This window comes from Chitinophaga sp. (assembly GCF_035564935.1).
Classification (GTDB): Bacteria; Bacteroidota; Bacteroidia; order Chitinophagales; family Chitinophagaceae; genus Chitinophaga.
In genome coordinates this window covers 1-11,424 of the sequence record NZ_DATMTE010000010.1, presented here as the reverse complement: position 1 = coordinate 11,424, position 11,424 = coordinate 1, and the positions used below count along the sequence as shown (strand labels likewise).

At 45.9% G+C, this 11,424-nt stretch carries 13 protein-coding genes; 7 read left to right on the top strand and 6 right to left on the bottom strand.

The annotated features are described in order from the left end of the window. From VN105_RS00295 to VN105_RS00280, 4 genes are all read left to right on the top strand, one after another. The coding region (locus VN105_RS00295) for a GNAT family N-acetyltransferase (RefSeq protein ID WP_325636782.1) at window positions 1–297 on the top strand (297 nt) is incomplete at its 5' end. 30 nt (window positions 298–327) lie between these two features. After that, a complete protein-coding gene (locus VN105_RS00290; RefSeq protein ID WP_325636780.1) occupies window positions 328–2,256 on the top strand; it encodes a GNAT family N-acetyltransferase in 1,929 nt (642 codons plus the stop codon). Between the two features lie 142 nt (window positions 2,257–2,398). Next, window positions 2,399–2,740 (top strand): YciI family protein, encoded by a 342-nt coding sequence (locus VN105_RS00285; RefSeq protein ID WP_325636778.1) that lies wholly within the window; start codon window positions 2,399–2,401, stop codon window positions 2,738–2,740. A 211-nt stretch (window positions 2,741–2,951) separates the two neighbouring features. Then, window positions 2,952–4,097: an RNA polymerase sigma factor gene (locus VN105_RS00280; protein WP_414647214.1), complete on the top strand. Its 1,146-nt coding sequence runs from the start codon at window positions 2,952–2,954 to the stop codon at window positions 4,095–4,097. Here the strand turns inward: VN105_RS00280 and VN105_RS00275 are convergent. After that, window positions 4,094–4,909 (bottom strand): SDR family oxidoreductase, encoded by an 816-nt coding sequence (locus VN105_RS00275; RefSeq protein WP_325636774.1) that lies wholly within the window; start codon window positions 4,907–4,909, stop codon window positions 4,094–4,096. The two genes, VN105_RS00280 and VN105_RS00275, sit on opposite strands and share 4 nt — an antisense overlap. 84 nt (window positions 4,910–4,993) lie before the next feature. Between VN105_RS00275 and VN105_RS00270 the strand changes: the two genes are divergently transcribed. Together VN105_RS00270 and VN105_RS00265 are read left to right on the top strand one after the other, a co-directional pair. Beyond that, window positions 4,994–5,344 (top strand): helix-turn-helix domain-containing protein, encoded by a 351-nt coding sequence (locus tag VN105_RS00270; protein WP_325636772.1) that lies wholly within the window; start codon window positions 4,994–4,996, stop codon window positions 5,342–5,344. Between the two features lie 96 nt (window positions 5,345–5,440). After that, a complete protein-coding gene (locus VN105_RS00265) occupies window positions 5,441–5,983 on the top strand; it encodes a hypothetical protein (protein WP_325636770.1) in 543 nt (180 codons plus the stop codon). On the opposite strand, the gene VN105_RS00260 is transcribed toward VN105_RS00265, so the two are convergent. Further along, window positions 5,980–6,309, bottom strand: a complete 330-nt coding sequence (locus tag VN105_RS00260) for a helix-turn-helix domain-containing protein (RefSeq protein ID WP_325636768.1) — start codon at window positions 6,307–6,309, stop codon at window positions 5,980–5,982. The genes VN105_RS00265 and VN105_RS00260 overlap by 4 nt on opposite strands. 98 nt (window positions 6,310–6,407) lie before the next feature. Between VN105_RS00260 and VN105_RS00255 the strand changes: the two genes are divergently transcribed. Then, window positions 6,408–6,890: a hypothetical protein gene (locus VN105_RS00255; RefSeq protein WP_325636766.1), complete on the top strand. Its 483-nt coding sequence runs from the start codon at window positions 6,408–6,410 to the stop codon at window positions 6,888–6,890. On the opposite strand, the gene VN105_RS00250 is transcribed toward VN105_RS00255, so the two are convergent. The 4 genes from VN105_RS00250 to VN105_RS00235 are packed head-to-tail and all read right to left on the bottom strand — an operon-like array spanning window position 6,879 to window position 11,228. Next, on the bottom strand, window positions 6,879–7,370 hold the full coding sequence (locus VN105_RS00250) for a DinB family protein (protein ID WP_325636764.1): 492 nt from the start codon (window positions 7,368–7,370) through the stop codon (window positions 6,879–6,881). The genes VN105_RS00255 and VN105_RS00250 overlap by 12 nt on opposite strands. A 56-nt stretch (window positions 7,371–7,426) precedes the next feature. Continuing rightward, window positions 7,427–8,824 carry a hypothetical protein gene (locus VN105_RS00245; RefSeq protein ID WP_325636763.1) on the bottom strand — a complete coding sequence of 466 codons (1,398 nt, stop codon included), beginning with the start codon at window positions 8,822–8,824 and terminating at the stop codon, window positions 7,427–7,429. Further along, window positions 8,811–9,794, bottom strand: a complete 984-nt coding sequence (locus VN105_RS00240; RefSeq protein ID WP_325636762.1) for a caspase family protein — start codon at window positions 9,792–9,794, stop codon at window positions 8,811–8,813. The genes VN105_RS00245 and VN105_RS00240 overlap by 14 nt, the downstream gene beginning before the upstream one ends. Before the next feature lie 3 nt (window positions 9,795–9,797). Continuing rightward, window positions 9,798–11,228: a hypothetical protein gene (locus tag VN105_RS00235; RefSeq protein WP_325636761.1), complete on the bottom strand. Its 1,431-nt coding sequence runs from the start codon at window positions 11,226–11,228 to the stop codon at window positions 9,798–9,800. Window positions 11,229–11,424 lie beyond the last annotated feature (196 nt).

The following is an 11,424-nucleotide window of genomic DNA, read 5'->3' as shown; positions in this document are numbered from 1 at the left end:
TCATTTGAAACCTCATTTACTCCCTGTACGGAAATAGGCTGGCGACTGCAACACGACGCCTGGGGACAGGGATTTGCTACAGAAGGGGCTATCCGCTGCCTGGAGTATGGATTTGCCACTTTTCATTTCCCGGAAATTTATTCCTTTACCGCAGTGATCAACAAACGTTCGGAACAGGTAATGATTAAAGCAGGCATGCAAAAAACAGGTTACTTTGATCATCCGCTCGTTCCGGACCACAGTCCCCTGCTCCGGCACATCTTATATAAAATGGTACCTGCAACAGGGCATTTGTAATTTCAATGGCAATGGTCTACTTTTAAGGGCATGATACAGCTGGAAACATTTACTGCCGCGGATTTTGACCGTTTTATTTCGTGGGTCGACAATGAAGAAGCCCTGGTTCAGTTTGCAGGTCCGTTATTTACTTACCCGTTAACCCATGCGCAGCTGGCTGCTTACCTGCAGCAAACAAAAAAGCAACCTTTTAAGATCCGCCTGAGGGAAACCGGCCAGGTGATAGGGCATTGTGAACTGAATTTCGAAAAGGAAATGCCCCGCCTCTCCCGTATCCTGATCGGTGAAAAGAACATGCGAAACAAGGGATTGGGTAAGCAGGTAGTAAAAGAGATGGTGAGCCGGTTGTTCAGTACAACGGAGTACACGGCAGTGGATCTGAATGTGTTCGACTGGAACCACAATGCAGTTGCCTGTTACACACAGCTGGGATTCCGGATAAATCCTGAAATGGCAGGCCGTACCGAAGTAGGCGGAGCCGTATGGAATACCCACAACATGGTGTTGCAAAAAGCAGACTGGCTGCTGAAACAGAAAGCGGGGCTTGCAGTAGTGGAAGCATCAAGGGAAAGATACCTCCTCGAATGGCCGGGGAAACGCGCCGCCATGGCGGCTGCCAGCTTACCGGCCACACATACCCTGCATCCTGTACAAACAGATGCAGTGAATTTTGACAGAACAGAAAACATCTATATTGAGGGAGATAATCTTGAAGTACTGAAACTACTGCATCAGCAGTACACAGGCGGCATCAAAATGATCTATATTGATCCGCCTTACAATACGGGGCGGAAATTTGTATACCGGGATAATTTCCGGCAAAGCAGTGCAAGTTATCATATGCTTGGTGACCAGGATGAAGCGATGCCGGATCCGGAAGCCAGTGGCAGGTATCATGCCGGCTGGCTGTCTATGATGTATCCCCGCCTGAAGCTGGCCAGTACTTTATTGCGTGAAGACGGTATCATCTTTATTTCTATTGATGATCACGAACTGCCTAATCTCAGGAGAATATGTGATGAAATTTTCGGGGAGATGAACTTTGTAAGCTGCCTTCCGCGCATCACAAAAAAAGCCGGTAAATCTACCAGCATGATCGCCAGGAATAATGATTATGTGTTGTGCTACCGCCGGTCGCTCTCCGCCCGTTTTAATACTTCCCGTTTTGATGCCGCGGGATATATCCATTCAGATGAGTATGTACACGAACGAGGCAGGTACAAATTAAGCCAGACGCTGGATTACAGCTCCATCCAGTATTCTCCTTCCATGGATTATGAAATTGAAATAGACGGGCAGGTACTGAGGCCGGGGAACGCTACCCGCGAGGAAATGTTAAAAAGACAGCAACGTAACCCCAAAAGTGATTTTTGCTGGAGATGGAGTAAAGACCTGTTTGAATTTGGATGGAAGAATGGTTTTGTAGTGTTGAAACAATCCAGGAATGGTTACCGGATCTATACCAAAACATACGAGAAAGCAACTATTTCACGGGCAGGTGGCAGCTATTCCGTAGAAATGAGAGAAAGAACAAAAGCCTATTCCAGCCTTGATCTTATTGATAACCGTTTCTCAAACGACAATGCCAAAAAAGATATGAGCAAATTGTTTGGAGAAAAAATATTTGAATATTCCAAACCGGTATCACTGATCAGCGAATTAATTGCCCTTGCTACTGATGAAGGCGATACGGTGTTGGATTTCTTTTCAGGGTCGGGCACTACCGCACATGCTGCGTATTCGGTGGCGGCGCTTTCGGGTAAACAGCGGAAATTTATCCTGGTGCAGGAACCTCAGCCTACGGACGAAGACAGTGACGCTTATCACGCAGGGTATAAAAACATTTGCGAAATAGGTAAGGAGCGGATCCGCAGGGCAGCCAATGCAATAAAAATGGAAACCGGCGCCGTTTTCGATGATGGTTTCCGCGTTTACAGGTTGGGAAACCCCGTTCAGTAGCGGGTTATGGCTGCTCCCCTGTTGAAGCGGCATGAGCAATATTCCATAGCAGTTTTTTTATTAATTATATTTAGGCAGGCATGTCCAATTGCTGTTATTCCATTTGTTATAAGGTATATTATCACACTTAAAACTTAAAAAGATGGAAGAATTTATGTTGATTTTCAGACACGAGGATGGCAATAAAGTAGCCTCCCCGGAGCAAATCCAGGTTTGGATGAAACAAACAATGGACTGGATCGGGGGAATTGCCGCGCAAAACAAATTCGTGGAAGGGAACGGTTTACCTTTTGCAGACAGCAAGGTGGTGCATTATAATAATGTAGTGACCAACGGGCCTTTTGGTGAAATTAAAGAAACCATTGGCGGGTACATTATTGTGAAAGCTGCGTCTGTGGAAGAAGCGGTGGAGTTTGCAAAAGGAAGTCCTGTATTACAGGGAGATGGCAATACCGTGGAAGTACGGAAGGTGGATCGTCATTAAAATTATACAGAGGGGTATCAAAGTAATTTCTTCCCAATTTTATCCGGGTGCTGAGAGCGATTTTTCGTTTATGCAATTCCCGGCGCCATCCATTACTTTTGATACCCCTCCTGTTTTTTGTATGGAACAACCCGGCTTAATACCGCATTTGTTCCGGACGGAGTTCCGGAAAATCACGGCCGTGCTTTGCAAGGTTTTTGGCATAGCGCACATGCAAGTAGCTGAAGATATTGCAGCAGAAACCTTCCTGTCGGCCATGGAAACCTGGCCTTATAAAGGTGTTCCTGAAAACCCGGCAGCCTGGTTGTACCTGGTTGCTAAAAACAAAGCGAAGAATTACTTTCAGCGGAACCAGTTGTTTGCAGAAAAAATTGCGGTGCAGGTAAGAAATACAACCTCCGGCATAGAAGTGCCGGAGATTGATTTATCGGAAGAGAATATCACAGACAGCCAGTTACAGATGATATTTGCCATTTGCCATCCCTGTATTTCAGAAGAAGCGCAGATCGGTCTTGCGCTCCGTATCCTCTGCGGTTTTGGGATTACTGAAATTGCCAATGCTTTTTTAACCAATAAGGAAATTATCAATAAACGCCTGTTCCGCGCAAAAGAAAAATTGCGGGAAGAAAGAGTGGAGATCGCATTACCGCCGGAAACAGAGATCAGGAAACGGCTGGATAGGGTGCTTACCACCCTGTACCTGCTTTTCAATGAAGGGTATTATTCAGAAAGCCAGGATGCTGTACTGCGGGAAGAGCTATGCCTGGAGGCCATGCGGCTTACCTACCTGTTGCTCGAAAATGCAGCTACCAATACACCTGATACTAACGCATTGTTTGCCCTGATGTGTTTTCATGCTTCGCGTTTTGAGGCCCGCAGGAATGAAAACGGTGAAATTATTCTTTACCAGGACCAGGATGAATCGCTATGGAATGAAACGCTGATCGCTAAAGGTGCATGGTTCCTGCATGAAGCTTCGGGCGGTGAGAAGAAGCTGTCGCGCTACCACCTGGAAGCCACCATTGCATACTGGAATACACAGAAGCAGGACACGCAGGAAAAGTGGGAGAGTATCCTGCAACTGTATAACCGCTTGCTGCAGATCAGCTATTCGCCGGTGGCGGCATTGAACAGAACGTATGCCTTGTCGAAGGCCAATGGAAAGGAAATTGCCATAGCGGAAGCAGAGAAACTGCAGTTAACGGATAACCATTATTATTTTGTGCTCCTCGGTGAATTGTATACAGGCATTGATACTTCCCTTGCCGTTACGCATCTTCAGAAAGCATTATTACTCGCTAAAACGGAAACGGATAAACGAACTATTCAGCACAAACTGGACCTGCTGGCTTCCTAAAATTGCTGCGACATTTGCTCGAGGTATGCTTCTATGGGTACTGCGTTTCTCAGCGCCATCAGGTGGTTGCCTGTATTGCCTATAACTGTACGGAATTTGTTACTTCTCCGGTTAGCGAGGTCGGAGAGCACCTGCACAATAACCATCCGGTCGTCTTTCATACTGGCGTCTGCTGTTTCAAACAGGTGTTGGAGTTTCCGCGTCAGTTCATCGTATGCCGTGATATCCGGGTTTAGGTTCCACGTTACATTATCTGTAAAATTGGTATCCGTAGTGCCACCCTGTTCAATTAACCGCAGTTCAATATTGAGCGGTTTCAGCTCATAGTATAATCCTTCTGTAAATCCTTCCAGCGCAAACTTCGACATGTTATACAACGATCCCAGCGGCGCTGCGGTAGTGATGCCCATAAAAGAACTTACATTAATGAACATACCTCCACCCATGCTGCGGAAATGCGGGAGAAATGCCCGGATAACGTTAATAGGCCCGCGTGTGTTCACCGCAAACTGCCGGTCGATATCTTCTTCTTTTGCCAGTTCCAGCGCCCCGTATACACCCATGCCGGCATTGTTGATCACCACATCAATTTTTCCGAATGCATCAATGGCATCCTGTGTGGCCTGCTGTACCTCCGCCAGGTTGGTAACATCCAGCCGGAATATTTTAATGTTAGGATATTTTAACAGCTCTGTTTCTTTTTCCGGGCTGCGCATAGTGGCCGCTACATTCCAGCCCTGTTCTGCAAAATAACGGGCGCTGGCTTTGCCAAGTCCCGAACTGGTGCCTGTAATAAAAATTGTTTTGTTCATCGTTTTATTATTTACGATACAAAAGTATGGGCATATTGGTATAACTTTGTTACCAGTATCACAGAGTATACCAATAAACACAGTATGGAAAAAGCGATGGCGCCGAGAAGCCAACAGGCAGAATTAAAAGCATTACAGGACACCATTTATGTGGTAGGCGGCAAATGGACCTTACCTGTTATTAACTCCATCTGCAACGGGAACAGGCGTTTCAGGGAAATAGAACGCAGCATACCGGGTATCACCACGAGGATGCTTTCACGCGTATTGAAAGACCTGGAGCTGAACAACCTGGTGGTGCGCACAGTGTACGACGAGTCGCCTGCGCTGGTGGAGTATACTTCCAATGATTATTGCAAAACACTGGGGCCGGTGATCCAGGCAATGATCCTGTGGGGGCAGCAGCATAAACATAAGATCCGGTCAAAGAAATAATATCAGCTGCGGTGGCGCCGTGATCGTAGCGCAAAAGTAGGTACTGCAACAATATCTCCCGGCAGGTTGTTAAAAGAGAAACAGAATCGCATTATCATGAAAAATATACTGCTCTTTTTACTGTGCTTACCGCTTGTTACTTTCGCCCAGCGCGAGAAATTGTTGTATGGATATGCTTATGGAATGATCCACGATGGCAGTGGCGGCGGTGGGGTAACCGCAAACGTGGAGTTGCTGCATCACACTATCAGCGTGGGGCCGGGTGTGGAGCTTACTTCCTACAACGATCATACGTTGATCCCGGTATTTGCGGATGTGAAGATCAAACATCGTTTTGGTCATATTGATCCATATGTTGCCGGGCAGTTCGGGCGCAACGGTTACAATGTGAGCCGTACGGCGGAGGTGCCATCAGGCGCCGGGCAGGAATCGGTTACCTTTAATGAATCAGGTAAATACTTTTATGGAGTGGGCGCCGGTGTTGCCTGGCACTTCAGCAAAATAGGCGTATTTGCTTCTTATGTTTACCGCGGATACAAGTACCGGTATCCCGACAGGGTATCGGAAGAAGATCATAGTGTGGTATTCGGCGACAAGCCTGTGAATGCGAGTTTGTTTATAATAGGAATTGTATTTTAAGATAGATGAACACTGCCCCAGTTATAGATATGGGTAATCAGCTCCCGCAGGGAAACGCCGCTTTCCGTTAGCCTGTAAATCACTACCTGCGGGTGTTTGCTTACCTTCACCTCGCGGCTTATAAGGCCCTGCTTTTCAAGATCCCTTAAATGCTCCGTCAGTATTTTCCGGCTGATCCCGGGCATTTTTTCCTGCAGCAATCCAAAACGGTTCACGCCATGCTGGATCAAATACAGGATAACCGGTTTCCATTTACCGCTGATAAGCGATATGGTTTTACTGACAGGACAAATGCCTGCATCGTATTCTGTGAGTGCAATAAACATGCGTATATCTTTTTAAAAAAAGTTGATGGTTACCATCGGGTAACTACTTGCCCGCCCCGCTTTGCTGTTTTAGCTTTGCCTGCATAAAAGTACAAATCATGTTTAAACCGGCAAAAAGCGATCAAACCAGGGTAGGTATGTATAGCAACGCATTGATGTTGCTAACTTCTGTCCATCACGTATATGGCGCCATCAGGTATCATACTCCCTGGCGTATGCACGTATTGTTGTTGAGTATTCCAGTACTTGTTGTTACTATTATACTGGGCAGGATGATAAAACGAAAAGGATTTTCTTTGAAGCAGGCGTGGTCCTGGATCTATTGTTCCGTTATATTCCTTGTTGCTATTGGAATGATAGGTGTTTATGAAGGACTTTATAATCATCTCCTTAAAAATATCCTCTATTTTGGGGGGCTGCCGGCAGCAACCATGAATATGCTTTTTCCATCTTCTATGTATGAAATGCCGGATGATATATTTTTTGAACTGACAGGCGTGTTGCAGGGGATAATAGTGATCCCGCTTGCCGTATACTTCAGCCGGATGATCCGCCGGCTGCTGATGAAATCACCGGTTTAAAAGTCCCTGTAGTTTAATTTTTTCAATTTGCCGCCTGTGCCGGAGTATATGCACAATAGCATGTTCGGCCATTTGTTCTATATCATATACCTGTCCCCAGCCCGCTTTTATTTTAAGGGCGTCGTTTGTTTGTTCCAGCTCATCATCTTTAAATGCGCTGAATATTTTTTCTGTGTAGATGAATACCTGGTCCAGGTCCTCCATGTATTCGTTGATGGTCAGGCGGAATGTTTTGGCAGGCCTTGCCAGCTGATGACCATGAAGATTATGGATACTGGTAGCGTAGCCATACCCCGAGCTGATTACATGAGATAAAATGGTTTGAACAGAGCGGCAGTTATCATCGGCGGTATGCGGATCGGTAATAACGGTGAGTGCGTGATCGGGTATTGTTTTAATCACTTCTTTCAGCGCAGAAAGCGCTTTTTCGTATTCATCGAGCAGTGCGCCGATAGCGCCTTTTCTGAATGACCGGGTCATGTTTTTTCAAGATGGTTCCATCAAAAGTAGGAGATTCGCTGTTAATGGCGAAAAAGCTATAAAGCGCCGGCCGGAAGATCACCTGCCTGTTGCGTGGGTTTCATCTTATTATAAATATCATTGTACGTATCAAAGTTCCGGAACACCTGGCTGGTAGGTAAGTTTAACTGCTGTGCTATCGTGGAAATACTGTCTGCCCTGGTGAGCAGTTTGATGGCTTCCTTTGTCTGGTTGGTGGCAATAAGCTGGCTAACAGCCTGGATCAGCCGTTCCTGGTAAGAGTTCCCTTTTACATTGGCGATGTAGGGATGAGTAATAAAGGTTCTTGTGAGCTCATCCAGCCGGTTCATAAACCCGGTGAGGTTGCTGTAAGGGGCATCTATCTGCGAAAAATTATTCCAGTAAAGATCATACTTCACGTAGTCAATGACCATATCTACCAGGAGTTCCTGTTCAAAATTGATCCCGCCGTTGTTTTCGTTAACGGCAAACTGCGTCATCACGGCAGAAAGTATGGGCAGGAGGTTATTGAGTTCAATGAGCTGTTTATTACCTGCCAGCAGCTCCAGGTCCGGTAAGGGCAGGTATTCATTTTCCGTAAAGTCTGTATTTTTCCCGGTGGCAAGTATTTGCAGGGCGCGTACCAGCGTCACCAGGAAAGGGTGCTCCCGGATAACCAGGAGGTCGTTATCCGTGAGTTTCTGGAAATTTTTATAATCTTTAAAGGCGTACATGATTTTGTCCAGTACCAGGTATTCCTCTGCTTCCCTGTGAAACGACTGTTTGTTGGAATAGAAGAAGAAACAGTTTTCCATATCCGCTTTGTTATGATAGCGGATCATGAATTGAGTTTGATAATGATCGTAAATATAGAATGGAAAGATCCGGATATCTTCCGTACCGTTTGCTTTCAGGAAGTACAAGCCGTTATCCAGTTTGCAGGAGAAGATAAACCAGCCTTCTTCGTTATTAAACCTGGTATTGGCAGTGTCGAATTGCACCAGCATTTCATTGGCACTGCTGAGTATGGAGTAACTGGTAAGCAGTGTAACAGGCACCAGGTCGGGGAAGCTGTTCCTGTCGTACTTGGCGCCGAAGAACAGGAAGTTGGGATGGCCGGGGGTATTTGTATTGGTGGAAGTGGTGCTGAATGCTTCAAGGTTTTTGCTCAGGTATTCATGGGTGGCTTTGAAAGATAGTATGGGTGCTACGGAAGGATAATCGAGGTCGAAATGGAATGTTTTGTCTTCATCTACAATGAGCAGGTACTCCTGGTAGTAATCGATCAGGGTTACTTTCAGCCGGTAGATGGCTTTTTCAACAAACATATCCAGCCCGGAAGTGTACCCGGTGTAAATGATCTGCAGGTCGCCGTTTACGAGCACCAGGTGCAGTCCTTCCACCGGCTGATTGAAATCTACTGTAATATGGAATTTATCTTCAGAATTGTTCATAACCCATCGTATTTTCAGAGAAGTTGATGATCGTTTTTTGTTCACCGCTTACGTTATCCACCAATACATAATTCCCTTTCTCCAGTTTATAATGCCATTTATCTCCTATGCTTACGTTGTCTGTACGGAGCTTATCCGCGTTTTTATTGTAGAGGGTTACGTTGGAGTTGCGGTTAAACGTGATCTCGAAGTTGTAGGCTTTCTCCAGTTTTTTTACTTCGCAGATCACGATGTTATCGCCGCCATTGTCTGTAGAGGCGCTGCCATTCTGGATCTTGTTGTATTTCAGGGCATAGGTAGGGAAATTGCTTTCAATGTGTTGTTTCAGGTCTAATGCAGTGATCCTGCCGTTATTATTGATATCGGCATCTCCTTTCAGGCTTTCGATGAGAAAAGAAGTGAAAGCGCCTCTTTTCTGGTTGGAGTCGATAGATACTTCATAGCTTAGCTTCCCGTAAATGGTGGAGTTGCATACCAGCACTTTGGGAACGCGCTCACCCACCTTATTTTGCCAGTCGCCTATGGGAGGCAGACCTTTTATAATGGTATCGCTTTCCCTGCAGCAGTCGAGGAATAGCAGCACTTCATCAAAAATACCTCTGTTAATCACTCCTGTCAGGTAATCCAGGCTGGATATACAGTGGTTGATCATCTTTGGCCAGAACCGCAAACAGAGCGCCGTATTGTTGAAGGTATTACCAATGCCGTGTCCTGAGAAGTAAAAGTAGAAGCGGTTCGTTTCGTTCTTATATGTTTTGGCATTTTCGGTGAAGGCTTCAATGGCATTGTCAATTTCATAGCCAATCACTACCTGGTTGTTAGCATCGGATTTCAATACTTTGATGTTATCGGGATTGGAAACAAGATGCATATCGGTGAGGAAACCCGCAAATGCTTCTGCATCCGCTACCGCCCCGGAGAGTGCTCTTTTATCATAATGGTCAATACCTACTATAATTGCATATTCCATGGGTTAAATGCTTTTTAGAATAGCGGTTAGAGTGAACTCGTCGTTATCGAAATCACCATGTTTGAGAGAGCTGCACCGCAGGCTTTCGTCCGCATTTTCCAGGTCGGTGGAAAGGATCAGTTTATTATTGCCGATGTATTGATTCAGTTTTTTCAGCTCATCAAAGGATTCATAACGGCCGGTGGCTTTCAACTGTTCATGCAGCCCCATAATTTTTGCATCCACCTCTTCTTCAAACAGGCCGGATACCATGTATAGCAGGGAATGGGTATAAGTAAAAGGAATGCAGTGATCTTTTTTTTCATTGCTTTCCTCCATGGTAAACATTTTGAAGTGTTTGAACACTCCTTTTTCCTGTGCGGGAAATCCTTTCTGCAGGAAGAGATCCGTCCGGCAGGCAGGGGCCAGGAAGAAAACGTTATTATAGGTGATGCCGCTGAAATTCTGGCCCGTGGCTTCCAGCAGGTTGCATACGGCAATGGCGCCGGCGCTGTGGCCTACCAGTTCAATATCAAGTTTTTTCCCTGCAGCCTTCCGCTTTTGCAGATGTGTTTCCAGCAGGGAAAGGAAATGGGTGCCGGCATGGAGATTGTTCCCGCTTAAGCCGCTGTTGCTGCTGAACATGGCGCCAGACTTATCTTTGATCTGTTTCCATCCCCATCCGCCGATCCTGTCCACATACAATTTCCTGAAAGCTTCTTCCATAATGGTAGGGTAGAAGTCGTGGTGCGTTTTCTTAAAGTAACGTTTTAACACGGCGAAGGCTATCTGGGCTACCACTTTGGCTGCGAACAACATGCCGCCCCTGGCAATTTCATCTCCTTCGGCCTGTTCGTATTTTAGCTCGTCTGATCCTTCTGCGCTCACCAGCCCCCTGGCCTCTGTTTCCAGTTTGGCGTAGTAGGTGCTGTAGTTTTCGTCTTCCTCATCTATTTCAAGGGGAGTACCACCGCGGGCATCCAGCGATTTGTCCAGGTCTTCAAAGGGAGCTGTTTTCTGTTTTTCTATGGCAATGGTTTCATCACTAAGATAGGTACCGCCGCCTTTTGCATCATCCAGCCCCAGCTTCTTGGCCACCAGTTTGGTGACAAATTTCACGATCTCATCAAAAGCGCCTTTACCGGTAAGCTCTTTCAGGTTCTTTATGTTTTGCATCACCACTTCTGCCGGACCGGTTTCCCATACAAAGGAAACGGTATGTCTTTTCGCATCCGTGCTGGCAAAATGCTCTTTCATCACGGTAGCGGCCTTTAGCCCGCTTTTTTCACTGACCAGTCCTCCGTGGAAATAAATAAGCAATTTTTCAATATCTTTTTCTTCAAGGTAAGTAAAGATCTGTTCCACATCGGCGGGAGAGGAGGAGAAATGCCCGGAGTCCGCAAAGGTGCCATTGGCGCCAACATTGATAAAGAAAATTTTTTCAAGTGCTTCCATGATGTTTTTTTGGGGTTGATTTAAATACACAGGGAGCCCCTTTATACTATCGGGAGTTTGGGGTGTTGTTTGGAGTTACTCGTCTTTGGGGCTTCTTTCCTTTGATCTAATTTCGGTCATTTTTACAGAAATTCAAATTTTATTGTACACACGATGAAGTAACTTCACCCGGAAAATAATTGGTTCTCTTTTAGGA